This window comes from Halomonas sp. TG39a (assembly GCF_000744395.1).
Taxonomy (GTDB): Bacteria; Pseudomonadota; Gammaproteobacteria; order Pseudomonadales; family Halomonadaceae; genus Vreelandella; species Vreelandella ventosae_B.
Window position 1 is genome coordinate 161,797 of the sequence record NZ_JQLV01000002.1, and the last position, 22,999, is coordinate 184,795.

Below are 22,999 nucleotides of genomic sequence, written 5' to 3' on the forward strand. Positions count from 1 at the left end.
CCATGATTAGCGAAAGCCGCTAACCCTTCGCCGCCAAACGACGAATCATTCTCTTTCTGTACAGAAGACTATTCAAAAACGTTAGCCGCTAGTGACCAGCGTATCCTCGTGGTTCAACTGCAGATACGGGGAGGTCATGACTAGCAGCTCGTTGGCGGCATACGACGACGCTAGCGTATCAGCTTGAGCGGGTAACGAAGAAATACCGCGAGTAAAGTCTTCTAAATTAAAGCCACGAGGCCCTTCCGTTCCACAGGCCATCTCTGCGCTAAGCATGGCGTCGTCGTAACCCAATTCAGCTAGAGTGGGGATATCGTCACGAACCACTTCAAGGGTATGCATAAGTTGACCCATTGCGGCTAGCGTACGCGCTTGGGCCAAGGTTAAGTCAAACTCTGCATTCGCGTAGGCTCGGCTGGCCTCGAAGTACTCGTTCTCACTATCAAGTACGTCCAACAAAGTACGCTGGCCAATATCAAACTGCTGCTGGTAGGCCCCACGAACCCGGTTAATTGATTGGCGATGCTCGTTCAGGTAGCTCAATTGCTCTCCCAAGCGCTGGGTATCGTTGTAAGCAATTTGAGTGGTTTGACGTACGTTCGTACAGGCCGTTTCGCGCTGATTGACGGCTTGTTCAATACGCGTGGTCGCCGCATCAAAGGCCGCACTATCAGAACCACCGCGATAGAGGTTCATGCTGGCGACTAGCTGAATACTGTGCTCATCACTGCGCCCAGCTATTGAGTCGTCTTGATTATTGGTTCCCGTGCGCCCCTGAATATCCAGGCGGGGCATAAAGGCGGCCTTCGCAGCTCCTTGTTCCGCCCGTTGCACAGCAATATTTTCGATCGCGGCATGGAAATCCGGGTTCCCCTCGAACGCCATTTCGACGGCCTGGCTAACATCAGCGGGCAGTTCATCGGCCAAGCTAGGTGCAGGCGACATATTCTGAGGAGGAAGTTCGCCTACGATACGCTGATAACGGGCCGTTACATCGTGCAGGTTTGACGCTTCGGTCATCAAGTTGGATTCGGCTAACGCCAAGCGGCCGCTGATTTGCTCCAGGTCAACGCCACGGCCTGCTCCGGAAAGAGCGCGCTCTTCAATTTGCGCGAACACCCGTTGGTGTTCGCGATAGTTGTCTTGAGCTAAACGCACCATCTCACGGTAGCGAAGCACGTCAAGATAGGTTTGAAAAGCTTCAAGGGTCACCTCTTCACTTGCACCCAGCAATTCAAAATAGGCAATCAGCCGAGTGCGATCCAAACGTTCTACTTCACTACGGGTGGCAAACCCATCAAATACCATTTGGGTGAGCGTGAGTTCAGCAAAGTCACTGCTGTAGCTTCCGCGCCCATCATTTTGCTGGTCTTGCCGCCCCACACCGGCAGAGACATCAATCGAAGGCAAATAGTTACCCTTTGCGACTCTGACATCGCTCCCGGAAGCGCTAAAATTCGCCCAAGCAGCATTGACATCGGGATTGGAAATGATCGTTTGTTGAATAGTGCTGGGAAGATCGGTGTTGCCAGGCGCGTAGAGGCTAGCGGGAAGAGACTGCGCCAATGCCGTAAGCGGGACACACGCTAACGTGGTCACTGTCAGCGGCTTAAAAACATGGTGACAGAAGATTTTTTTGAGTCTCGATACGGCATTTTTTTTCATCGTCAGCGTTCCCTATAGTGTGGCACTCATCGCACGCAGCTCATTATTCGTATGATCCATTGAGCTATGTTGCACTATTGCATCAAGTATCAGCCCACGAAACCTCATCGCTAAGTGAGCTTATATCCCTACGAGCGCCCAATTTTTGAATTAAGCCAATGGTAGTTAATACTTAATCAGCTGAGCTTAGCTTAATTTAGTTAATTTCCTACTCATCGTGAGGACATAAAACCAAATGTCACAAAAAATTACAATAAGAACATCATTAAATCACAAAAAAAATTCAGGATTGTTCGTTTTTCTGGGCTTGTTGCAGCCCGAGCCCCAGTAGTATCAGCACTAGCCCAATCAAGGTTGAAGGCAAGATAGGCTCTCCAACGACCAGGAAAAGTAACAGCAGTGAAACAGGAGGTGAAAGAAAGATCAGGTTGGAGACTTTGGCCGTGCGCGACACCTTGTGTACCGCCAACTGCCAGAGAATAAACGCCACACCCATCTCAAATAAGCCCACATAGACACCGGCACCAAAGGCGGGCCAACCGTGCCATTGCAATCCTGGACCCAACAGTAACAAGACGGTCAACACGGGCAGGCCAACACTAAAGTTCTGCCACTGGCCTACAAGGAGTGGGCGCCTATCACGCGCATTGAGCAGCCAATAAAGTGCCCATAGCAACGTCGAAGCAAGTGCCAGCACGACCCCTAGCGGGTCGGCGAAAGAAACATTAAAAACCGAGCCACGGGTAGCGATTACCCATACACCTGCGTAGGCGACCAACCCAGCAGCGATATCCATACGCGTCAAGCGCTGCCCAAGCAAAGGCACAGCTAAAAACGCCATCGCCAAGGCCCAAGTGTAATTTAGGGTCATAGCCTCTTGCCCAGGGAGGCGGTCATAAGCGGCGAAGAGCACCAAATAATAGGCCACGGGATTCATCAGCCCCGCCCACGCGGCTGTTTTCCAACCGGTGCGCAACGCTATGCTGATATTCCCCTGCTTAATGACCAGCGCCCCCATCAATGCCCAGGAAACAAGTGCTGCGAGCCACATCAGCTCCACAGGGCTCATCCAAGCAAGCGCCACTTTGAAGGCCGTTGCCACCGTTGACCAAAGCGCTACTGCTCCCAACCCGCATAAAATGGCATACCGATCTTGGCTCATCGATCGATATGCCCTAAATCTCGACCTGGCTCCAACTGGTCTCGCACACGTTGCTTAAGAAGCTTGATATCCGGAAAGCCACCATCACGCTTTCGCTCCCATAACAGCTCATCATCACACCAGATCTCGAACGTGCCGCCATGGGAGGGGGAGAGCGATACCTCACTTAATCCTTCGCCAAAGGTTGAGAGCAATTCCTGTGCATACCAACCGCTACGCAGTAGCCACTGGCATTGAGTGCAATAGCGGATTTGAATACGTGACATCCCTGGCCTCCTAGACAAGTTAATATGGCATCCTAAGCAGACATTCTGTCATTTTGAGTTAGCCTGAGATAGGTCGATTAAGAAGGAGCCCCGATGGCCGAGCATCACGTTTCGCAAACTCGCCTGTATGAGTGGCTAACGGGCGATGACGATAGCCGCATGTGCGACGACATACCTGAAAGCGCTTGCAACGAACAGCCGCGCAATTTTTTTCTGCACGTATGGGCTTCTTTGGGTAATAAGCTGGCTGACGAGCTGTCTAGCGCGCGTTTAGTGCTACCCTGGCTGATGGGGATTATTGGCGCTCCCGTCTGGATGGTAGGGCTACTGGTACCCATTCGAGAGGCAGGCGCCCTGTTGCCGCAAATTTTTGTAGCTGGGTTTATCCGCTTAAAACCTAAGCGAAAATGGGTGTGGGTAACCGGCGCGCTGGTTCAAGGGCTCGCTGCGTTAGTCCTTGCCGTGCTTGCGTTATTCGCCTCCGGCACCTTAGGCGGTGCGTTAGTACTCGCAGCGTTAATTCTACTCTCGCTGGCCCGAGGGTTATCTTCAATTGCTACAAAAGATGTGCTGGGCAAAACCATTGCCAAGCGCCGACGCGGCACGCTAATGGGCTGGAGCGGCAGCATTGCCGGCGCTGCCACGCTAGTGGCAGGGGCTGTGTTAATGCTATTTGATGGCCACCCAGGCAATTTAGTGTTAGCGATATTGCTGGCCATAGCTGCTAGCGGCTGGCTAATGAATGCCATCGCCGCTGCCCGTATTCAGGAGGCCCCCGGCGCAGTAAAAGGCGGCGAAAACGGCTGGGACAGTATTAAATTGGGCCTATCATTGCTAAAAAATGACCGCACTTTTTTACATTTCAACCTTGCCCGGGCACTTCTGCTGTCAAGTGCCCTCGCCCTCCCCTACATTGCACTACTAGGACAAAACCAAAGCGGCACCGACCTGGGGGGCTTGGGTATACTGGTTGTGGTATCGGGGCTTGCTGCCATGATAGCAAGCCCGGTCTGGGGAAAACGGGCAGATCAGTCGAGCCGTGGTGTGATGCGCGATGCGGCGATCGGTACCGCTATTTGCTGCTTACTGGGCGCCAGCCTGACTTGGCTACCCGGTGGGTGGACACACAGCATATGGCCCTATGCGGCAGTTTACGCGTTATTAGTCATTATTCACCACGGCGTACGCTTAGGGCGTAAAACCTATCTCGTCGATATGGCTAGCCAAGATAACCGTGCACTTTATGTGGCGCTTTCGAATACTTTAACCGGCGTGTTAATGCTCATCGTAGGCGGCATCATTGGCGCCTTTGCACAGTGGTTTGGTAGTAGCGTATTACTCCTCATTCTAGCGGCTACCGCCGTGGGAGCTATCCTTAGCGCTCACCAACTACCTGAGGTGGAGTGACATGGCACGGCCTTCACCTCAAAAAATGAGCACCACAGCGGCTATCCACAAGACTGCCAAGGTTAAGGTGCTGCTCAAGATTGCAATGCGTGACAACGCTCGCCATGATAGAGCCTAATAGCAGCAAGGTGTTGGAGCATTTGCTACGCTGCCTATAATAAGCAATTGGAAATTCCGGAGTTTCACGGACAAACTGAACTGCCGTGAACGATGGAAAAGGACTTGAGCTGCAACAGGAACCCCTTGATGAAACGATCTCCATTGATCAGTCCAGAACTGCTCGAACGAATTGTTGATGCATCGGAAGACGGCATTGTCGTTGCCGAACAGGAGGGGGATGAAAATATCCTCATCTACGTCAACAAAGGCTTTGAGCGCCTAACCGGCTATAGTGCGGATGAAATCTTGTATCGCGACTGCCGCTTCTTGCAAAATGAAGACCGCGATCAGGACGCGCTAGTTGCTATCCGGGATGCGCTTAAAGATGGCCGACCTTCTCGCGAAGTACTGCGTAACTATCGCAAAGACGGCACTATGTTTTGGAATGAGCTGTCCATTACGCCGGTCTACGACGAAGCAGATGAGTTGATGTATTACATTGGCGTGCAAAAAGACGTTACCGAACGCGTGGAAGCGCAGCTTGCGCTAGCGGAGCTGCAAAAGCAGCGAGAAAACAGCTAATCATTAACTTTCTCACTAAAAAAAACTATAAAGCTTGAACTTCATCCCAACTGGCGTTATATAGCGGCAAGGCGCTTAAACTGCGCTAGGTGCTTCACTTTGCGGATGGCATGTGTTTTTGAACCTCACATGTCCGCGTATGAAGCCATTGTTACGCCGGCACGCCGGCTGGGTTGGAGGACATCACATGAGCCGTGATCCCCTAAGTCGTGAAACGTTTACTACCGATGCACTCGAATCAGACGAGTTCGAAAGCTTAGACGCTGTCAATGACGATCACTACAGCAAAAGCAAACCAAGCAAAGCTGACAGCTTGCGCGCGCGACGCCAAGTTGAAGCATGGCTGGAAGAACGCCGCCTCCAGCGTGCCATTGAAGATGACTGGGACGAAGAAGAGTAAACTTTTTACGGCTCGGCCTTCTCAGCGAATGAGCGGGCCAGCTAAGTTATACGCTCCTAGCCTTTCCTGGCGCAGACCACTATCATCACTCCCTGGTCAGTAATAGCAGTTAGTAATAAGAGTCAGTAGCCCGCTGCTGTCGCTTTATTCTTTTCATCAACTTAACGGATCTCCATGGCGCAATACGTTTTCACCATGAACCGGGTTGGCAAAGTAGTGCCACCCAAAAAGCAAATTCTCAAGGATATTTCGCTCTCGTTTTTCCCGGGCGCCAAAATCGGCGTACTGGGTCTTAACGGTTCGGGTAAATCCACACTGCTGCGCATTATGGCCGGTGTCGATAAAGAGTTTGAAGGTGAAGCTCGTCCGATGCCCGGCATCAATGTTGGCTACCTGCCCCAGGAGCCGCAGCTAGACGACGAGAAAAACGTCCGCGACACCGTCGAAGAAGCGCTAGGGGAGATTAAACAGGCGCAGGAGAAGTTGGATGGTGTGTATGCGGCCTATGCAGAGCCCGACGCCGACTTTGATGCGCTGGCCAGCGAGCAGGCCCGGCTTGAAAATATTATCGAAGCTGCGGATGCTCACAACCTGGAGCGCAAGCTTGAAGTGGCTGCGGAAGCACTGCGCCTGCCCCCCTGGGAGGCCAAAGTGGGCAATCTCTCGGGCGGTGAGCGCCGTCGTGTAGCACTCTGCCGCCTACTGCTTTCCAGCCCCGATATGCTGCTGCTTGACGAGCCAACCAACCACCTTGACGCAGAGTCGGTGGCGTGGCTAGAACGTTTCCTTCACGACTACAACGGAACCGTCGTGGCAATCACCCACGACCGCTACTTCCTAGACAATGTGGCGGGTTGGATTCTGGAGCTTGACCGTGGCCAGGGCATCCCGTTTGAGGGTAACTATTCCCAGTGGCTGGAGCAGAAAGACCAGCGTCTGAATCAAGAAGCCAAGCAGGAAGCCTCGCGTCAGAAAGCCATCAAGCAAGAGCTTGAGTGGGTGCGCAGTAACGCCAAGGGCCGCCAGGCAAAAAGCAAAGCGCGTCTTAACCGCTTTGAAGAGATGCAGTCAGGCGACTTCCAAAAACGTAATGAAACCAATGAGATTTATATTCCGCCTGGCCCGCGCCTGGGCGATAACGTCATTGAGTTTCGTGATGTGGCCAAGCGCTTCGATGACAAGCTGCTCTACCAGAACCTCTCCTTCACCATTCCCCAAGGTGCGATTGTCGGCATCGTCGGCGGTAACGGTGCGGGTAAATCGACACTCTTCAAACTGATCACTGGTAAAGAGCAGCCAGATGAGGGCGAAGTCCTGGTGGGTGAGACGGTCGATATCGCTTACGTCGAGCAGCTACGCGACGGCTTGGACGACAAGCAGAGCGTCTGGGAAGCCGTTTCCGATGGCCAGGACATCCTCAACATTAATGGCTACGAAGTCTCCTCGCGCGCCTATGTGGGCCGATTTAACTTTAAAGGCAACGATCAGCAGAAACGCTTATCGGAGCTTTCTGGCGGTGAACGCGGCCGTTTACAGCTTGCTCAAACGCTTAAGCAAGGCGCGAACGTGCTACTGCTTGATGAGCCCTCCAACGATCTGGATATCGAAACCCTGCGGGCACTGGAAGACGCACTTCTGGCCTTCCCTGGCTGCGCCATGGTGATCTCCCACGACCGCTGGTTCCTTGACCGGATCGCCACGCACATTATGGCCTTTGAGGGTGACTCCGAAGTGGTCTTATTTGAAGGCAACTACGCGGAGTACGAAGAGGACCATAGAAAACGGGTAGGTAACGATACGCCTAAGCGCATGAAGTACAAGCGCATTGATGCCTGATCACCAGCATCACGTTGACAGTCGACATTGACAGCGCAAAGGCCCCGCACAGCGGGGCCTTTTAGGTTCTAAAGCCTGGATTGTAAAATCGATAGCGCTATCAGTACGCGTCAAAAATGATAGACGCTTTTGGTCACCATTTTTGCAACCAAACGCACACCCCACTTAGCCGGTGCCGGAAAACGGACACCGCCAGCCTCTAAAGCCAGCTGGGCGTGGTGAGCATCATCAACGGCCATTTGGCGCAGTATGGCCCGCGAGCGGGTGTCGCCGCTGGCTAGCGACTGTTGATCTGATTCAAGCTGTTTGCCTGCCTGCTCCTCGGCCGCGGCGACCAAACCTAAGCTGATGCGATCGCTGACCGCCCCAGTGGCTGCGCCAATGCCAAAGGAGGCGACATAGAACAGCGGATTTAAGTAGCTCGTTCGACTCTGCAACTGCTCTAAACGCTCATCGCACCAGGCTAGATGATCAATCTCTTCCCGTGCCGACTGTTCCAACTGGTGACGCCCATGCGGAAGTTTAGCGGTCACGCCCTGACCCTGATAGAGCGCCTGAGCACACACCCCTCCGGCATGATTAATGCGCATTAAACCCGCCGCATGGCGGCGATCTTGATCGTCGAGCGTTCCCTCGGCCACACCTTCAGCAGGACTGGTACGCTGCGGCGAAGCAGCATGTGGCATAAGCGTCCGTAAAACGGTATCAAACTGATGTATTAGGCGATCTGAACGACTCTGTTGACGATCCATGGCAACACCTCGTTGTTTGCGATAGCGGTCTGCTTAGCTCAACCGGCAGGCCATGTGAATGCGCGCCCACCCAGTAAATGCATATGGATATGGTAGACCGTTTGTCCGCCCATTTCGTTGCAGTTCATCACCACGCGATAGCCATCCTCAGCAAAGCCCTGCTCACGGGCAAGCTTGGCAGCGGTAAACTGAAGCCGCCCTATCATGGCAAGCTCAGCCTCTTCGATATCATTGAGCGTGGCGATATGCTTTTTAGGGATGATCAACTGATGAGTAGGCGCTTGGGGGTTGATATCATTGAATGCCATCACGTGGTCATCTTCATAAACGATATCAGCGGGAATTTCACCCTGGATGATTTTGCAAAACAGACAATCCATACCGCTCTCCTTTTATGAGTTCCTTGTCACTTAACGAAAACGCCGCTGAGATAATAAGTGGCGAACCAAGGGCGCAAGAATTAGCTCCATCGCCAACGACATCCGCGCCCCCGGCACCACCAACGTATGCGGGCGGGTCATAAACGAGTCCTTAATCATCGCCAGCAGCCAAGGGAAATCAACGGTGGAGGGATCCCGAAAGCGGATGACCACGAAGGACTCAGCATCGGTGGGAATATCCTGCACTTCAAAAGGGTTAGAGGTATCGACAGTCGGCACACGTTGAAAATTGATGTGCGTACGCGAAAACTGCGGTTGGATATAGCGTACATAGTCATCCATCCGGCCCAGGATAGTGTCGATAACCGCTTCCTGTGAGTAGCCACGCAGCTTGGTGTCGCGGTCAATTTTTTGAATCCACTCAAGATTCATGGTCGGCGCCACACCTACCAACAAGTCCACATGGCGGGCAATATCATACTCTTCGGTAACCAGCCCGCCATGCAAGCCTTCATAAAACAGCAGGTCGGTGCCACAAGGCAGCGACTGCCACTCGGTGAAGGTACCTACCCGGCAGCCAGCTTCGATTTTCTGCTTATCTTCGGCGTGGATATAGTGCCGAAAAGTACCCGAGCCGTGCTCGCCATACTCACTGAACAGCCCTTCCAAGCGGTCCAGCAAGTTCGCCTCTACGGCAAAATGCGAAAGCTCGTCCTTACGCTCGGGCTCTTCCCGGAAGATGCGGTGCAAATCATCGCGGGTATAGCGGTGAAAGGCATCACCATCGACCATCGCCGCATGCACATCTTCGCGCAGGAACATGCGCTCGAAGCTGCGCCGAACGGTGGTCGTCCCCGCCCCTGAAGAGCCGGTCACCGCGATAATCGGATACTCCCGTGACATCAGCCACACCTCGCATGAGAAAGCGCTTGTTTCACCGGCTCAGGCACCTCGACAGGACGCCCGGTAGTCACATCGATCAATAGCTGATTGACTCTCGCGGTGGCAACTACCTGCTGGGAGTCCGCTTGATAAATACGCTGATAAATCGTCAATGCTTTACCTTGCGGTTCAGGCACGGCGGTGGCAATCGTTAACGCATCGGGCCAGCGCGCTTCACTTTGATACTGTACGGCGAGATCAGCGACCACCGTAGGATACCCGTGCATATCCCACTCAGGCAGATCGAGGGCCGCGAAGGCTTGAGTGCGCGCCTCGTGAAGCAGCGATACCAGCGCATCATGCCCCAAGTGGCGGCCATAGTTCATGTCGGTTACCCGCACCGTCAAAGGGTGACGATGTATGACCGCCTCAGCGGGAAAATCCAGCTTGACACGCTCCATGCCTGTTTCCTCGTTAGTCTTAGCTTGGCGTAAGGCCTGCTTACCCCTCGCGGGTAATCGCCCTAAAGGCGATATCACGACGACACTCAACACCGTCCCAGTGAATAGCGTTAACGCCTTGATACGCTTGCTGCTGCGCCTCAGAGACGCTGTCACCCAGTGCTGTCACGCATAGCACCCGGCCGCCTGCCGTGATGATCTCGCCCTGGGTATTTTGCGCGGTGCCCGCGTGAAATACTTTGCAACCCGTTTGCTCGGCCGCTGCCAAACCGTGAATCACATCGCCTTTGCGATAGCTGCCTGGGTAGCCGCCAGCCGCCAAAACCACGCCCACAGCGGCACGGGGATCCCATTCGCAGCGTTGTCCAGCTAGCTTGCCCTGGGCACCCGCTAAACAGAGTTCAGCGAAATCAGAGGTTAGGCGCAGCATAATAGGCTGGGTTTCAGGATCACCAAAGCGGCAGTTGTACTCAATAACCTTGGGGTTACCGGCTGCGTCGATCATCAGGCCTGCGTATAAGAACCCCGTGTAGGCATTGCCCTCTGCGGCCATACCACGCACAGTGGGCAGAATGACCTGCTCCATGATACGTGCGTCAACTTCAGGCGTGACCACCGGCGCTGGCGAATAGGCGCCCATACCGCCGGTATTGGGGCCGGTATCACCATCATAGGCACGCTTGTGGTCTTGGCTTGTAGCCATGGGGACGACATTTTCACCGTCCACCATGACAATAAAGCTCGCCTCTTCGCCCTCCAAAAACTCTTCGATGACGACACGCGCGCCCGCATCGCCAAAGGCGTTAGCTTCCAGCATGTCGCGAATAGCCGCCTCAGCTTCGGCTTCGCTCAGCGCCACAATGACGCCTTTGCCCGCCGCCAAACCATCCGCTTTAATCACAATAGGCGCGCCCATTTTGCCTAAATAGGCAAGCGCTGGGTCAACTTCAGTAAACGTTTGATAGTCAGCTGAAGGAATATTGTGGCGGGCCAAGAAGTCCTTGGTAAATGATTTTGAACCTTCCAACTGGGCGGCCGCTTGAGTAGGGCCAAAAATAGTTAAACCAGCCGCCTGAAAACGGTCAACAACACCGTCTACCAAGGGGGCTTCTGGACCCACCACCGTTAAGCCAATCTGCTCATCACGGGCAAAGGCGACCAGACTATCTAGATCTGTTGCAGCAATCGCTACGTTGGTCAGCGTTGCTTCCGTCGCGGTGCCCGCATTGCCGGGGGCCACAAATACCTGCTCAACCAGATTAGATTGCGCCAACTTCCAAGCCAGGGCATGCTCGCGACCACCGCCGCCTATCATCAAAACCTTCATGTGCATCCTTCTCAAACGGGAGAGCGTATATCGGCGGCATTATGCCACAGCGCAGCACCAAGTGGGGTCAGGAGGAGGGTTTGTTATCTTTGTTGGCATCGTTGGCTTCGCTGGCATCGCCCTCATGCTGCTCGGTATTACCCGACTCATCGGCTTGACCCGGCTGATTCAAGGTATTTTGCCAAAAGCGCATGTTCTCTTCGGCGAGCTCGCGCATAAATTCCAACGGTGTGTTACGCATTGCCTGCTTCCACTGACTCTGCAGACGTTTCTGCTGCTCCAACATCAGTTGGGTTCCCTGCTCAAGGTAACGCGACAGCGGCAGCGGTGAGGTCATATCGTAAACACGGATTAACTGTGCCAACAGGTCGTTAGAAAACACTTCTGCTTCACTGTCAGCCTGCTCCTGCTCGATAATGATAGAGAGCAGAATAGTCCGCGTTAGATCTTCTCCGCTTTTGGCGTCTTCCACCCGAAACGGTTCTTCTTCGATGATTAAACGGCGCAGGTCTTCCAGCGTCACATATCGGCTCTGCTGAGTATCGTACAACCTGCGGTTTGCATATTTGCGAATCACGCGCACGGCGCATCTCCTTAAACGCGATAGGGACTTTTTATTCCCGTTACTGATATTGTGCCTGCACTACGCGCCCATGCAAGCCACCTTAATAGTTTAGCAAGGCGTACCGTGCCTGCTTTGTGACCAATAGACCATCATTATGAATTTGATTCTGCTCAATCCCAACGATCTCACTGACGATGGCCACGTCTGCATTACCGATCCACGTCGACTGACACATCTTCGAGATGTCCATCGCTCGGCCCCCGGCGACCTGCTAACCGTTGGTGTTCAAGGCGGCACGATGGGTAAAGCGCTGCTAAAAGAACTCACCGCTGAGCGGGCCTATTTCCAACTGGAAACCCTCGACGAACCGCCTCCACCACCGCTACCCGTGCATTTGGTATTGGCCCTACCCCGCCCGCGCATGTTGGCACGTACCTTGGAGCACGTGACCGCGCTAGGTGTCAAAGAGATCACCCTGCTCCATACCAAGCGGGTTGAGAAGAGCTACTGGCAGTCCCCAGAGTTACGCCCGGATAAAATTCACCAGCACTTGGTGCTTGGCTTAGAGCAAGCCCGCGACACCCAGCTACCCTCGGTTACCCTAAGTAAAGGCTTTCGTCCTTTTTTGCAGCAGCAACTGCCTGAATTGCTCAGCGAGCGCCGGGGACTGGTGGCCCACCCAGGCATGCCCAATGCCTGCCCCAGAGGTATCAGTGACCCCACCTTGCTATTGGTAGGCCCTGAGGGCGGCTTTATTGCTTGGGAGGTAGAGCAACTCATCTTGGCAGGCTGCGAGGGGATGCATCTTGGTCCACGCATTTTACGCGTTGAAACAGCCGTGACCGCGCTTCTGTCACGGCTGTTTTAAACATCTTAGCAGGATGAACCCATCAGGACTGATCATCTTCCGGGTCGTGGGGCACAACGGTCGCGTTTTCCCCGCACCCTGGCTCTTGCAAAAAGGTTTCACGCACATCCAGTAGGCCAAGGTGGCTAATGGTGCGGCGCCCAAGCAGCAGCGGGTAGTTCATATCGCCACGGTCGCGCAGACTAAACTGTTCTTCGTAAATGGTATCGCCCATACAAACTTCCAACAGCACCACGGGGCGCTCATCACGACCACCTGCACCGCGCACGGTAAGCTCGCGGTAGAGCGGCCGCTCGATTTGATCGCTAAACACTTCACCACTTCCCTGATCTTCAAGCTTCAACCGAAAACGAACCCACTCCTCGTCATCCTGCTCGAACATCTCAATATCCCGGGCGTCTAACGAGGAGGTTAATGCTCCGCTATCGAGCTTGGCTTTTACTTCGATATCCCAGGGTTGTAGGGTGGCTTTTTCAACCCAGCCGAATACCTGATCATCATCTGCCATCGTCGTGGAGGCAGACAGAAAGGCTCCTAATACCACACTGCTAACAAATATCTTACCCATCAATTGCATAACATCATCCTTGGAAAGTAAAAGCATCCGATAAACGCGACTTACTGCGAACGCTGACGTAGCTGTTCAAGCAGCTCCTGGGTCGCAAACCCATCCGGTATTACCCCTTGATCACGCTGAAAGTTCCGCAACCCTTGCCGCGTATTGGGCCCCATAACGCCGTCAGCGCCACCCACTGAGTAGCCTACACGGTTTAATGCGCGCTGAAGTTCTTGAACATCGTCACGGGTCAGCGGCGCTTGCTCCCGCGGCCAGCTGTGCTGAATGCCCTCGCGTCCAGCGATCGCATCGCCTAACGTCGCGACAGCCAGTGCATAACTGGTGGCATTGTTATAGCGTAAGATCGCACGGAAATTGGCACCTACCAAAAAGGCGGGGCCATCCGCGCCAGCGGGTATCACAATGGCTGCACTATCAAAGTTCGGCAATTCACCCTGCTGCGCCCGCACGCCTTGACTGCGCCACTCATCGCTGCTGCGTCGCTCGGTCTGGGCGTAATCAAACCCTTCAGGCAGGCGTACCTCAACCCCCCAGGGCTGGCCGGCTTGCCATCCAGCCCGATCAAGATAGTTGGCCGTAGACGCCATAACATCGGGAATACTGTCCCAAATATCGCGCCGACCATCACCATCGCCATCAACCGCATAGGCTTCAAAGCTGCTGGGAATAAACTGGGTATGGCCCATGGCCCCAGCCCAGGAGCCTTTCATCTGTTCAGCGGCGATATCACCTTGGTCAATAATACGTAAAGCCGCGAGCAGTTCACCGCGGGCAAAGTCTCGGCGCCGACCATCGTAAGCCAGTGTGGCGAGAGATTCCAAGGTCGAAAAATCGCCAAAATTACTGCCGTAATTGCTCTCAATACCCCAAATGGCGACGATTATTTCAGCGGGCACCCCATAGCGCTGCTCCATTTGCTGCGCGGTATCACGGTGATCAGCCAGCTTCTCTTGGCCGTTAGTAATACGCGTGGATGAAACCGCAGTATCAAGATACTCCCAAATAGGGCGGACAAACTCAGGCTGGTAGCCGTCCAGTTCAATCACACGCTCACGGAAACGAATGCCATCCAGGGCGTTACTTAGCGTCGCTTCGCTGATCCCTTGGCCAGCAGCATATTGGCGAAAATCTCGCAGCCACTGTTGGAAATTAGCGTAGCTAACCTCTGAAGCAGCCTGAGTGTCGACTTCTGACATCAGTTGGGGGCTTGCTTGCACCCGGCCACTGCTCAGTGCCAGTGCACCGACAAAAAATAGAAACGTCGCATACAGAGCAGGGCGCCCCTTGGCTGACCCATTTACTTTCAAAGACATAGCATCAATCTCTCGGCAATCCATGGCATTGTTCTGATAATGGCCCAGAAAAGCAACGGATACTAGCCCTACCCTCTCAGGCGTAGTAAAACGACCAAGTGTAATAGCCCCACTACCACAGTAAGCAAGCCACGAAGTGTAAAGTACCAAGTAGGAAAGCCCTTCCGACCGACACGACTACAATCGTAGCTGCCAATCAGAATAAACCCGGCCAATAGTACCCAAAGTCCCGCTGCAACGTTAAGCAGCAGTGCAGGCCATGCGATTAAGCTGGGCAGCATGGCTAACAGTAAACGCCAACGATTACCTGGCCTAGCCACCTGCAACGCACTGCCCCAGTGCACACCACCCAAGAAAGAGAGAATTATAGCGCTGTAGTAAACAAATCCATCAATGGCAGTTGCCTGCCATACCAACGGCGCGAACCATACCAGTACGCCGCCAGTGATGAATGGAACAAGACCAGCGAGTCCCAGACACCACGCGAGGCGGCGCTCGCTACTCCACAACGTCATAGCGCCTTAGCCCTTACAGCAAGTTCATGACGACTCACTTCATCACTTGCTTGATGTTCTAAGCAAGGAATTAGCCATCGCTCCCACTGCTCGGGCACAACGCAGGGAGCCTCAAACGCAGAGGGATCTGCCCGCCACGGCTGTTGGCGCGCTAAACCGTAGGGTAGCTTTTCAAGCGGCTTCAGCCAATGAGCCACATAAAGCCCCTGGGGGTCGTAATGCCCCGCCTGCTTGAGTACATTAAAGTAACGATCTTGGCGTGGGTCTCGACCAACCCCCGCAATATAGCGCCAGTTGCCCCAGTTGCTGGCAACGTCATAATCAATCAGGCAGTGCTCAAACCATAATGCCCCCAAACGCCAATCAACCTTTAAGTCTTTGACCAAAAAGCTGGCAACGTTTTGTCGGGCACGATTGGATAGCCAACCAGTGTGGCGAAGTTCCAGCATCGCGGCATCCACAAACGGCAGCCCCGTGGTGCCATTACGCCAAGCATTGAAAGCAGCACACGGCTTGTCAGTCTGCCGAGCGCCAAACATCTTCTCACCTTCCAATTGGGCAGCGCGGATAAAATACTCTCGCCAGAGTAGCTCGAAGGTAATCCAATAGCTCGATTCATTGCTTCCGTTTTCCACTTCCCACGCTTTCACCGCGTCATTGACTTGGCGAGCCGACAGGCAACCACGCGCCAGCCAGGGTGAAACGCGGGTTGAGAAATTAGCCCCCAGCAGCCCATTGCGGGTTTTTTTGTACGCTTCGCCGCCCTGTTGGCGCCAAAGGTAATCTTTCAGCCGCGCATGCGCCGCCGATTCCCCTCCCCAATAGGCATAACCTTGGCGCGGATCAGGCTGCCAGTTGGCGCTCTGCTCGCAAACGGCTTTTAGCGGAGGGAAACCTCTAGCTGCCTCTGGCCAGGGGGGCAGCGTTACTGGGGCGCAGCGGCTGGCGGGGACAGCGCATTCATCCTCAACACTGCGCCTAAAGGCAGAAAAGCTGCCAGGCAGCGCTTCGCGTTCAAAAGGCAGTGACTGGCGATTAATCAGCCGCCCACTCTCTAAACAATCTAGCGCGGTCTGGCTGGGCAAATCTTGTGCAACCGCGGCAATATGCGCGGTTTCCTCAACGCCAGCATGGTCGGCTACACGTACTTGCCGGGCGTTAAGCGTTGATGCCAGCTCAATCACCACATCACTTGGCTTACCGATACGTACCAGCAGGTCACTACCGCGCTGCAGTAGCTCCCCGCGCAACTCCATTAAGCTTTGCCATAAAAAGCGCAAGCGCGCAGGCCCTATACGTGGTGTCGATTCGCCATCGATTAGCGGCGAGAACCACTGCTCATCTAACACATAAAGACACAGCAGATAACTAGGGGGCGAGGTGAAATGTAGAAGCGGGTTATCAGCAACACGCAGGTCGTCTTGCAACCAGACTATATCAATCGTGCTGTACATGCTTGTGCCTCCTAGGGGTACATGACTACCCAGAACTGGGTGCCAAGCGCATTAGCTGCTTAGGGCCTGCTGACGTTTCACTCACTATCGCGATGAAACGTCAGCAGGCCTTAGCACTACGGCGGCACCTTTCGCTGCAGTAGCGCACCTCGTCCCAACAGCGCGCCCACTTTCTTCGCCAAGTGAACGGTCGCTGGCAATGAGCGCAAGTTTTTTGCGGCAGATGTTGTTTGCGTCGCATGCTCTCGTCTCATCACACTTTTGCGTAGCATGTTAATAAACATGAACGCATTATCTTATACAGTACAACTATTGTACATTATTTTATTGTACAGACTTTGCTTCTGTCGAAATAATTAGGGTTGCTTGAACACTCACTATCCCAGACGCAAAAAAGCCACCTTCGGGTGGCTTTTTTGCGTTATTCAATGGCTAACGATGTGACCTGCTCTAGTCAAGCCTAGTCAGGGTCAGTCTCGCGGGGTTGTCGCTTGGCATTTTCCTGGGTTTCCAGGCCACTTTTAAGCTCGTGGGTTAAAGGGTCGTAGTTAGGGCGTAACTCATCCTTTACAGTACCGCTCCACAGCTTTGAGCCGACAAAGTACCCGGCGCGGCCAATCACGTGAGCGGCTACCGGTGCGGTCATCAAAATAAACACAATGATGGCAAACGAACGTGCCACGATACCCACTTCAGCAAAGTGCATGGCGGCTGCCAACATAATTAAAATGACGCCGAGCGCCGCGGCTTTGGTGGTGGCATGCATACGGGTTAACAAATCAGGTAGCCGCAGCAGCCCGACGGAGGCAAGCAACATAAACAGCGCGCCAGCGATGATCAATGTGCCTTTTATAAAATCAATCATCTCGCGGGCCTCCCCTTTCCAGAAAGCGTGCAAACGCAATGGCCGCTAAGAACCCCATCAAGGCAATCACAATGGCCGCATCCAGAAAACTAGCCACGTTCGACTTGATGGCATAAACCCCAACTAAGCCCACCACGGTAGTTGAAAACAGTTCTAACGCCACGACGCGATCGGGCAAGCTTGGGCCACGCACCACACGCACAAAAGTAAGAATTAATGCCAGGCTCATAATGACTTGGCTTATTAAAATGACAGTATCCATTAGCGAAACAGCTCCAAAGCCCGGTGCTCCATCTCTTTTAAGTTGCGCCGCAGCTCCTCCTCGTTATCTAAAAACATCGCATGGATATACAGTACCTTGCGATCATCCGACACATCCAGGCTTAAAGTGCCGGGTGTCAGTGAAATGAGATTAGCCACCAGGGTAATTTCCATTTCGGTGCGGGCAGAAAGCGGCATCGCAATGACCCCAGGTTTCATATGCCAAGGGGGAGTGACAATATCGAAAGCGACGCGCAAGTTGGCTTGCACCAATTCTTTAAGAAAAAAACCGATAAAACCAATAAAACGCGGGACTCGCGCCGGGTAGCCCTTCAGGGAGTCGAGCTGAGGCTCAATGAGTATCAGCGTAATGTAACCAAATATTAGCCCGACAAGGAGGTTTAAGCCGCTGAAGTCACCGCTTAAAAGCACCCACGCAAGGCCTAGCAGCAGGTTCCAAATGGCCCCAGTCATTGCACTGCCTCCCCGGCGTCAGCCTCAGGTTGCTTTTCTGCTGTGGTGGAAGGTTCCAGCAGCACATTTTCGACGCTCGCTGATGCTCCTAGCACGGCTTCTATATACCCCGAGGGTTCAAACAGTTGATCACCAATGCCCATCATCACCCACATAATGGGCTCGGCAAGCACACCGATGAGCAGTGAAAATAACGCCAACACCATTACCGGCAAATACATCATCCACAGGCTGGGCTTTAGCAACCGCCCGTCATCGCCAGTAGGTGTGGTTGTTTCAGGAACGTGATTGTCTTCTGGAAGAGACTTCCAAAACACCTCATTCCAAATTTTCACCATGGAGTAGAGCGTCATTAGTCCTACGGCCAGCGCGATGCCGGTAACCCAATAGGCTTCAAGCTCTAAACCGGCACGCACAATCACAAACTTGGCAAAAAACCCTGATAGCGGCGGTATCCCCGCCAGCGAGAAGGCAGACAGAAAGAACGCCACCGACAGCCAAGGGCGCTCTCGGTACAACCCGCCCATTTTTTTAAGCTGGTAGGTAGCTTGCAAACGATGGGTGATGCCACTGATCAAGAAGAGGTTGGTCTTGACTACCATATTATGCACGATGGCAAACACCCCCCCGGCGATTGCCAGAGGGGTGTACAACGCCAAGCCTAGAATCATGTAGCCAATCTGGCTGACAATATGAAACGACAGAATACGCCGGAATTCGTGCTGGGCTGCAGCGCCGAGCACGCCCGTGACCATGGTAAAAGCAGCGCCCCAGAGCATGATGTCCTGGAGATAACCCATGGTTTGATCAAACATCAGGGTGAAAACACGGAACATGGCGTAAACACCCACTTTGGTGAGCAGCCCGGCAAACAGGGCAGAAACAGCTACCGGAGGGGTGTGGTAAGAGGCTGGCAACCAGAAAAACAGTGGAAAGGCGGCTGCTTTGATCCCAAAGGCCACCATAAACATGACCGCTAGTACTTCGACCATGCCAGTATGCTCCGCCTCGTCCATGCGCAGCGCGATGTCTGCCATGTTGAGGGTGCCTACCATGCCATAAAGCAGCCCTACCGCGGTCAGGAAGATGACCGATGCCAACAGGTTAAGGGTGACGTATTTAATCGCCCCTTCCATCTGCGCCCGTTCGCCACCCAGGATTAACAACGCAAAAGAGGCTACCAGCATTACCTCAAACCATACGTAGAGGTTAAAAATATCACCGGTCAAAAAGGCGCCCATCACGCCGGCGAGCAACAAATGCATTAATGGATAGTAGCCAAATTTCTCATGGCCTCTACCAGTCGTGGCCAGCGAGTAAATACCCATTGCCAAGCCAATAATCGCGGTCATCAATACCATCACCGCGCTCAACAGGTCAGCAATCAAGGTAATACCAAAGGGGGCTGGCCAGCTCCCCATCTGCATAGTGACGTAGCCATCCGACAACGTCACTACAAACAACCAAAGGCTAACCATCAGCAGCGCAACATTGCCTGCTACGGCCATAAAGCGCTGCATGGGGCGCGAACGCCAAAACAGCAGAGAGATTGCCCCTGATAGCAAGGGCAAGAGGACGGGAAGGGCAACTTCAGGCCTCACGTATCAGTATCCTTCATCTTATCGAGATCATCGGCCTTAACCACTTCGTAGGCGCGTCGAATCAACACCACAGCAAAGGCAAGCACCCCAAAAGCAATCACGATCGCTGTCAACACGACCGCCTGGGGCAAGGGGTCGGCCACGCCGCTGGGGGGCTGCATCATACCTTCAGGGATAAGCGGTGGTGCCCCACGGGTCATGCCCGCCGTGGTAAAAATCAGTAAATTGGCAGCATTAGAGAGCAGCATTAAGCCAATCACCAATTTAACGATAGAGCGGCGTAACATCATAAAAATAGCCGTCGCATAGAGCAGGCCAATGGCCACTGCCATTAATGGTTCCATGCTGTGCCTCCTGTTAACTCAAGGTTCATCCTTGTCGACCTCCATAAGCGTCATCACCATACCGGTGACCGAACCCAGCACGGCAAAATAGACGCCTATATCGAAAATCAGCGGCGTAGACGCTTTAAAGTCGATGATGGGGATGGTCCACCATTGGGCGGTCAAAAAGGGTTGGCCCATAAACCAAGCCGGCACCACCGAAATCATCCCCAGCAATAAGCCAATGCCAATCAGGTCACGGGGGTCGACCATGCGCAGCACTTCTTTTGTGGCGCTTACCCCGAAGGCAAACAGGTAGAGCGTAAACGCCCCCGCTGCTACCAACCCGGCAATGAACCCGCCGCCCGGCTCATCGTGCCCCCTTAACAGCAGGAAAACAGAAAACAGCAGCTGTAGAGGCATTAAAAAGCGCGCAGCAGTATTAAGAATAATCGTGCCCGACTTAACCATCGTAAGGCTCCTTCGCAGCCACTTTGCTGCTCTCGGCGGTTTTTGCGTCGCTGTTTTCTCCATGACGCAGCTTTAACATGGCGATAACACCGATCGCGGCGAGGGCTAACACGAACATCTCGCCTAGCGTATCCAAGGCACGGTAATCGACCAAAATGACATTGACGATATTGCGGCCGTAGGCCAAAGGTGCACTGTTCTCAATCATATAGGTCGAAATGGGTTCAAACTGTTGAATGCTCCACGAAGTCATAATCAGCAGGCATATCAAGATACCTACCATCGCGGCCACCACGCCGTCACGTATGCGTTCCAGACTGGTGGAAAGATTCGAAAAGCGCGGCAGCCGGAACAGCACCAGTACCAGCAAAATAACCGTTAAGGTCTCTACCAACAGTTGGGTAATGGCTAGATCTGGCGCACTGAACAGAATAAAAATTAACGCAATGGAGAAACCCATGACACCTACGGAAACTACTGCCCCCAGCCGCGATCGAGAAATGGTCGCAAATAGTGCCCCCATCACCATGGTGCCCGCCACAACCACCTCGTGGAAACGCACATCCAGGTCAAAGGCAAACACTGGCGAATGGCGCAGCAGAATTGAATTACCAATCAGCGCTATGAGCGTGATTAACATCACCAGGATGTAGTTACGCATATAGCCGTTTTGCAGTAGCCGTGTTTGCCACTCTGAGAAGTGCACAATGCCATTCATCATGCTTTCATATCCGGCTTCGGGGCCATGACGCATCACCGGTGCCAGCACAGCAAGCTTGCCTCGCACGCTGTCCCAACGCTTAAACAGCAAAAAGCCGAGGCCAAGGCTAATGATCGACATTATCAACGCGACATTGATGCCATACCAAAGCGACAGCGCCACCTCTATCGTTTGCCCGGATATCGCCGTGGCGGTTGCCGTTAATAACGCATCAGCGCCCAACAAAGCGGGCATTAGGCCCAGTAAAAGCGATCCCAACGCGAGTAACGCAGGTCCTATTAGCATGCTAAACGGCGCTTCATGAGGCTCAAGCGGTGTATGGTGACGTTTACCGTAAAAAGGGCGTAACGCCACAATAAAGGCAACGGCGATAGTCAATATTGAAGCCAGGAAGGCGAACAATACCAATAGCGTTTGGAAGCTATCGGCGCCGAGCACTGACTCAAGCATTAACTCTTTACCGATAAAACCAAGTAGCGGCGGCACACCAGCAAACGAGAGTGCTGCGACCAAAGCAACCGTGGCGGTTACCGGCATCAGCGGGCGTAGTCCACCCATCTGAGTGACGTCTTTGGTGCCAGTTTCGTGATCAAGAATACCGGCGACCATAAACAGCGCGCCTTTATAGAGCGAGTGCGCTAACAGGAAGGTGACAAAGGCGGTCATCGCGTACTCGCTGCCGATGCCTAATAACATCGTCAGCGTGCCCAGCGCCATTATGGTTGAGTAGGCAAGCAGCTTTTTGATATTAGTGTGGTGAATCGCTAAAAACGCCCCGACCAGCATCGTGGTTGCGCCGACCACGGAAAGAATGCCGACCCACATCGCCGTACCGCCAAGCTCCGGGTGTAAACGTGCTAATAAATAGATGCCTGCTTTCACCATAGTGGCAGAGTGCAGGTAGGCGGAAACCGGGGTCGGCGCCGCCATGGCGTTAGGCAACCAGAAATGAAACGGAAATTGCGCCGATTTGGTGAAAGCGCCCAGCAGCAAACAGATCAGCATGGGTGTGTAGAGCGCATGTTCGCGCAGGTCGGCTTCCTGGCCCAGAATCTCCGCCAGCGACCAGCTACCGCTGGCAATCCCTAACAGCACCAACCCAGCCATTAATGCCAAACCGCCCGCCACGGTGACGAATAAGCCCTGCCGTGCTGATTTACGCGCATTAATGTCAGCGTGATTAAAACCAATCAGCAAATAGGAGGTAATGCTGGTCAATTCCCAGAAAATAAATAGCGTCAACAGCCCATCCGCTAATACCAGCCCCAGCATCGAGACCATGAAAGCGACTAAGGCGATATGAAAGCGTGGTAGATCAGGGTGACCTTTAAGGTAGCCGCCGGCATACACCAGCACACAGGCCCCCATAACGGTAATCAGCAGCCCAAACAGCAGCGATAAACCGTCCAGCAGGAAAGTAAGGCTAATACCCAGCGAAGGCACCCACTGCCACTCTAACAGTAGGCTGCCATGCTCAATGACCGCGGGGGCTTGGAGTGCCAACCACGCCGCCAGGCCAGCGGGAAACATAGCCAGCACCAAGCTAGTGCGCTGACCGAACCAGCCGTTCAACATTGGCGACAACGCCGCCAGCACGAAACCCATTAATACGGCGAATTGTATCAAGCGAAACCTCCTGAATAATGCAAGGCTCACCATCAAACAGCGGCTAAAGCCCAGGCATCGTGCCTTATCACTGGCATGCCAGCGTTGAATAATAGTGATTCTAAAGTTGTACACCTTATAACAGTCAGTTTTGGCTGACCAGTCAA

26 protein-coding genes are annotated in these 22,999 nt (G+C 53.6%); 5 read left to right on the forward strand and 21 right to left on the reverse strand.

The genetic code is table 11. The annotated features are described in order from the left end of the window. Window positions 1-81 precede the first annotated feature (81 nt). From U738_RS18795 to U738_RS18805, 3 genes are all read right to left on the reverse strand, one after another. Window positions 82-1,665 carry a TolC family outer membrane protein gene (locus tag U738_RS18795; protein ID WP_035584050.1) on the reverse strand — a complete coding sequence of 528 codons (1,584 nt, stop codon included), beginning with the start codon at window positions 1,663-1,665 and terminating at the stop codon, window positions 82-84. A gap of 283 nt (window positions 1,666-1,948) precedes the next feature. Next, the gene (locus U738_RS18800; RefSeq protein WP_035584053.1) at window positions 1,949-2,827 is read right to left on the reverse strand and encodes a DMT family transporter; all 879 of its coding nucleotides are present in this window, start codon (window positions 2,825-2,827) and stop codon (window positions 1,949-1,951) included. Further along, complete coding sequence (locus tag U738_RS18805; protein ID WP_035584056.1) at window positions 2,824-3,093, reverse strand: SelT/SelW/SelH family protein; 270 nt, start codon at window positions 3,091-3,093, stop codon at window positions 2,824-2,826. The genes U738_RS18800 and U738_RS18805 overlap by 4 nt, the downstream gene beginning before the upstream one ends. Before the next feature lie 93 nt (window positions 3,094-3,186). Here U738_RS18805 and U738_RS18810 point away from each other — a divergent pair, with 93 nt between their 5' ends. From U738_RS18810 to ettA, 4 genes are all read left to right on the forward strand, one after another. Continuing rightward, complete coding sequence (locus U738_RS18810) at window positions 3,187-4,500, forward strand: MFS transporter (protein WP_035584060.1); 1,314 nt, start codon at window positions 3,187-3,189, stop codon at window positions 4,498-4,500. Between the two features lie 246 nt (window positions 4,501-4,746). After that, a complete protein-coding gene (locus tag U738_RS18815) occupies window positions 4,747-5,181 on the forward strand; it encodes a PAS domain S-box protein (protein ID WP_035584062.1) in 435 nt (144 codons plus the stop codon). A gap of 187 nt (window positions 5,182-5,368) precedes the next feature. Beyond that, the gene (locus U738_RS18820) at window positions 5,369-5,581 is read left to right on the forward strand and encodes a PA3496 family putative envelope integrity protein (protein WP_035584066.1); all 213 of its coding nucleotides are present in this window, start codon (window positions 5,369-5,371) and stop codon (window positions 5,579-5,581) included. Between the two features lie 174 nt (window positions 5,582-5,755). Continuing rightward, window positions 5,756-7,417, forward strand: a complete 1,662-nt coding sequence (ettA, locus tag U738_RS18825) for an energy-dependent translational throttle protein EttA (RefSeq protein WP_035584069.1) — start codon at window positions 5,756-5,758, stop codon at window positions 7,415-7,417. Between the two features lie 110 nt (window positions 7,418-7,527). On the opposite strand, the gene coq7 is transcribed toward ettA, so the two are convergent. The 6 genes from coq7 to phaR form a co-directional block, all read right to left on the reverse strand. After that, window positions 7,528-8,169, reverse strand: a complete 642-nt coding sequence (gene coq7, locus U738_RS18830; protein ID WP_035584072.1) for a 2-polyprenyl-3-methyl-6-methoxy-1,4-benzoquinone monooxygenase — start codon at window positions 8,167-8,169, stop codon at window positions 7,528-7,530. A 38-nt stretch (window positions 8,170-8,207) separates the two neighbouring features. After that, window positions 8,208-8,549 (reverse strand): histidine triad nucleotide-binding protein, encoded by a 342-nt coding sequence (locus U738_RS18835; protein WP_035584075.1) that lies wholly within the window; start codon window positions 8,547-8,549, stop codon window positions 8,208-8,210. 30 nt (window positions 8,550-8,579) lie between these two features. Next, window positions 8,580-9,452: a phosphoribulokinase gene (locus U738_RS18840; protein ID WP_035584077.1), complete on the reverse strand. Its 873-nt coding sequence runs from the start codon at window positions 9,450-9,452 to the stop codon at window positions 8,580-8,582. Beyond that, on the reverse strand, window positions 9,452-9,892 hold the full coding sequence (locus U738_RS18845) for an acyl-CoA thioesterase (RefSeq protein WP_035584081.1): 441 nt from the start codon (window positions 9,890-9,892) through the stop codon (window positions 9,452-9,454). The genes U738_RS18840 and U738_RS18845 overlap by 1 nt, the downstream gene beginning before the upstream one ends. Window positions 9,893-9,932: 40 nt before the next feature. Continuing rightward, window positions 9,933-11,219 carry a phosphoribosylamine--glycine ligase gene (purD, locus tag U738_RS18850; RefSeq protein WP_035584084.1) on the reverse strand — a complete coding sequence of 429 codons (1,287 nt, stop codon included), beginning with the start codon at window positions 11,217-11,219 and terminating at the stop codon, window positions 9,933-9,935. A 67-nt stretch (window positions 11,220-11,286) separates the two neighbouring features. Further along, the gene (gene phaR, locus U738_RS18855) at window positions 11,287-11,802 is read right to left on the reverse strand and encodes a polyhydroxyalkanoate synthesis repressor PhaR (protein ID WP_035584088.1); all 516 of its coding nucleotides are present in this window, start codon (window positions 11,800-11,802) and stop codon (window positions 11,287-11,289) included. Between the two features lie 136 nt (window positions 11,803-11,938). Between phaR and U738_RS18860 the strand changes: the two genes are divergently transcribed. After that, entirely contained in the window at window positions 11,939-12,652 is a 714-nt protein-coding gene (locus tag U738_RS18860; RefSeq protein WP_035584090.1) for a 16S rRNA (uracil(1498)-N(3))-methyltransferase, read from the forward strand. A 22-nt stretch (window positions 12,653-12,674) separates the two neighbouring features. Here the strand turns inward: U738_RS18860 and rloA3 are convergent, their stop codons facing one another. The 12 genes from rloA3 to U738_RS18915 all read right to left on the reverse strand — a co-directional run bounded on the left by rloA3 (window position 12,675) and on the right by U738_RS18915 (window position 22,850). Beyond that, the gene (gene rloA3 / locus U738_RS18865) at window positions 12,675-13,229 is read right to left on the reverse strand and encodes a retropepsin-like aspartic peptidase RloA3 (RefSeq protein WP_035584094.1); all 555 of its coding nucleotides are present in this window, start codon (window positions 13,227-13,229) and stop codon (window positions 12,675-12,677) included. A 41-nt stretch (window positions 13,230-13,270) separates the two neighbouring features. After that, a complete protein-coding gene (locus U738_RS18870; protein WP_035584097.1) occupies window positions 13,271-14,542 on the reverse strand; it encodes a lytic murein transglycosylase in 1,272 nt (423 codons plus the stop codon). A 68-nt stretch (window positions 14,543-14,610) separates the two neighbouring features. Beyond that, window positions 14,611-15,057, reverse strand: a complete 447-nt coding sequence (locus U738_RS18875; RefSeq protein WP_035584100.1) for a DUF3429 domain-containing protein — start codon at window positions 15,055-15,057, stop codon at window positions 14,611-14,613. After that, entirely contained in the window at window positions 15,054-16,511 is a 1,458-nt protein-coding gene (locus U738_RS18880) for a DASH family cryptochrome (protein ID WP_035584103.1), read from the reverse strand. Before U738_RS18880 ends, U738_RS18875 begins: the two co-directional genes overlap by 4 nt. 100 nt (window positions 16,512-16,611) lie before the next feature. Next, on the reverse strand, window positions 16,612-16,752 hold the full coding sequence (locus U738_RS23045) for a DUF2256 domain-containing protein (RefSeq protein ID WP_081899156.1): 141 nt from the start codon (window positions 16,750-16,752) through the stop codon (window positions 16,612-16,614). Window positions 16,753-16,971: 219 nt separating this feature from the next. Then, window positions 16,972-17,376, reverse strand: a complete 405-nt coding sequence (mnhG, locus tag U738_RS18885) for a monovalent cation/H(+) antiporter subunit G (RefSeq protein ID WP_035584105.1) — start codon at window positions 17,374-17,376, stop codon at window positions 16,972-16,974. Beyond that, on the reverse strand, window positions 17,369-17,638 hold the full coding sequence (locus tag U738_RS18890) for a monovalent cation/H+ antiporter complex subunit F (protein ID WP_035584108.1): 270 nt from the start codon (window positions 17,636-17,638) through the stop codon (window positions 17,369-17,371). Before U738_RS18890 ends, mnhG begins: the two co-directional genes overlap by 8 nt. Further along, window positions 17,638-18,111, reverse strand: a complete 474-nt coding sequence (locus tag U738_RS18895) for a Na+/H+ antiporter subunit E (RefSeq protein ID WP_022522734.1) — start codon at window positions 18,109-18,111, stop codon at window positions 17,638-17,640. Before U738_RS18895 ends, U738_RS18890 begins: the two co-directional genes overlap by 1 nt. Next, entirely contained in the window at window positions 18,108-19,712 is a 1,605-nt protein-coding gene (locus tag U738_RS18900; protein WP_035584111.1) for a Na+/H+ antiporter subunit D, read from the reverse strand. The genes U738_RS18895 and U738_RS18900 overlap by 4 nt, the downstream gene beginning before the upstream one ends. Continuing rightward, window positions 19,709-20,056 (reverse strand): Na+/H+ antiporter subunit C, encoded by a 348-nt coding sequence (locus U738_RS18905; protein ID WP_007113325.1) that lies wholly within the window; start codon window positions 20,054-20,056, stop codon window positions 19,709-19,711. The genes U738_RS18900 and U738_RS18905 overlap by 4 nt, the downstream gene beginning before the upstream one ends. Window positions 20,057-20,074: 18 nt before the next feature. Further along, window positions 20,075-20,506: a Na+/H+ antiporter subunit B gene (locus tag U738_RS18910; RefSeq protein WP_035563150.1), complete on the reverse strand. Its 432-nt coding sequence runs from the start codon at window positions 20,504-20,506 to the stop codon at window positions 20,075-20,077. Continuing rightward, window positions 20,499-22,850, reverse strand: a complete 2,352-nt coding sequence (locus U738_RS18915; RefSeq protein ID WP_035585644.1) for a putative monovalent cation/H+ antiporter subunit A — start codon at window positions 22,848-22,850, stop codon at window positions 20,499-20,501. Before U738_RS18915 ends, U738_RS18910 begins: the two co-directional genes overlap by 8 nt. Between the last annotated feature and the right edge of the window lie 149 nt (window positions 22,851-22,999).

What these genes read in the sequence shown, in the direction of transcription:
- U738_RS18795 (WP_035584050.1), bottom strand. Translation starts at nt 1,665, where the DNA reads ATGAAAAAAAATGCCGTATCGAGACTCAAAAAAATCTTCTGTCACCAT.
- U738_RS18800 (WP_035584053.1), bottom strand. Translation starts at nt 2,827, where the DNA reads ATGAGCCAAGATCGGTATGCCATTTTATGCGGGTTGGGAGCAGTAGCG.
- U738_RS18805 (WP_035584056.1), bottom strand. Translation starts at nt 3,093, where the DNA reads ATGTCACGTATTCAAATCCGCTATTGCACTCAATGCCAGTGGCTACTG.
- U738_RS18810 (WP_035584060.1), top strand. Translation starts at nt 3,187, where the DNA reads ATGGCCGAGCATCACGTTTCGCAAACTCGCCTGTATGAGTGGCTAACG.
- U738_RS18815 (WP_035584062.1), top strand. Translation starts at nt 4,747, where the DNA reads ATGAAACGATCTCCATTGATCAGTCCAGAACTGCTCGAACGAATTGTT.
- U738_RS18820 (WP_035584066.1), top strand. Translation starts at nt 5,369, where the DNA reads ATGAGCCGTGATCCCCTAAGTCGTGAAACGTTTACTACCGATGCACTC.
- ettA (WP_035584069.1), top strand. Translation starts at nt 5,756, where the DNA reads ATGGCGCAATACGTTTTCACCATGAACCGGGTTGGCAAAGTAGTGCCA.
- coq7 (WP_035584072.1), bottom strand. Translation starts at nt 8,169, where the DNA reads ATGGATCGTCAACAGAGTCGTTCAGATCGCCTAATACATCAGTTTGAT.
- U738_RS18835 (WP_035584075.1), bottom strand. Translation starts at nt 8,549, where the DNA reads ATGGATTGTCTGTTTTGCAAAATCATCCAGGGTGAAATTCCCGCTGAT.
- U738_RS18840 (WP_035584077.1), bottom strand. Translation starts at nt 9,452, where the DNA reads ATGTCACGGGAGTATCCGATTATCGCGGTGACCGGCTCTTCAGGGGCG.
- U738_RS18845 (WP_035584081.1), bottom strand. Translation starts at nt 9,892, where the DNA reads ATGGAGCGTGTCAAGCTGGATTTTCCCGCTGAGGCGGTCATACATCGT.
- purD (WP_035584084.1), bottom strand. Translation starts at nt 11,219, where the DNA reads ATGAAGGTTTTGATGATAGGCGGCGGTGGTCGCGAGCATGCCCTGGCT.
- U738_RS18860 (WP_035584090.1), top strand. Translation starts at nt 11,939, where the DNA reads ATGAATTTGATTCTGCTCAATCCCAACGATCTCACTGACGATGGCCAC.
- rloA3 (WP_035584094.1), bottom strand. Translation starts at nt 13,229, where the DNA reads ATGCAATTGATGGGTAAGATATTTGTTAGCAGTGTGGTATTAGGAGCC.
- U738_RS18870 (WP_035584097.1), bottom strand. Translation starts at nt 14,542, where the DNA reads ATGTCTTTGAAAGTAAATGGGTCAGCCAAGGGGCGCCCTGCTCTGTAT.
- U738_RS18875 (WP_035584100.1), bottom strand. Translation starts at nt 15,057, where the DNA reads ATGACGTTGTGGAGTAGCGAGCGCCGCCTCGCGTGGTGTCTGGGACTC.
- U738_RS18880 (WP_035584103.1), bottom strand. Translation starts at nt 16,511, where the DNA reads ATGTACAGCACGATTGATATAGTCTGGTTGCAAGACGACCTGCGTGTT.
- U738_RS23045 (WP_081899156.1), bottom strand. Translation starts at nt 16,752, where the DNA reads ATGCGACGCAAACAACATCTGCCGCAAAAAACTTGCGCTCATTGCCAG.
- mnhG (WP_035584105.1), bottom strand. Translation starts at nt 17,376, where the DNA reads ATGATTGATTTTATAAAAGGCACATTGATCATCGCTGGCGCGCTGTTT.
- U738_RS18890 (WP_035584108.1), bottom strand. Translation starts at nt 17,638, where the DNA reads ATGGATACTGTCATTTTAATAAGCCAAGTCATTATGAGCCTGGCATTA.
- U738_RS18895 (WP_022522734.1), bottom strand. Translation starts at nt 18,111, where the DNA reads ATGACTGGGGCCATTTGGAACCTGCTGCTAGGCCTTGCGTGGGTGCTT.
- U738_RS18905 (WP_007113325.1), bottom strand. Translation starts at nt 20,056, where the DNA reads ATGGAACCATTAATGGCAGTGGCCATTGGCCTGCTCTATGCGACGGCT.
- U738_RS18910 (WP_035563150.1), bottom strand. Translation starts at nt 20,506, where the DNA reads ATGGTTAAGTCGGGCACGATTATTCTTAATACTGCTGCGCGCTTTTTA.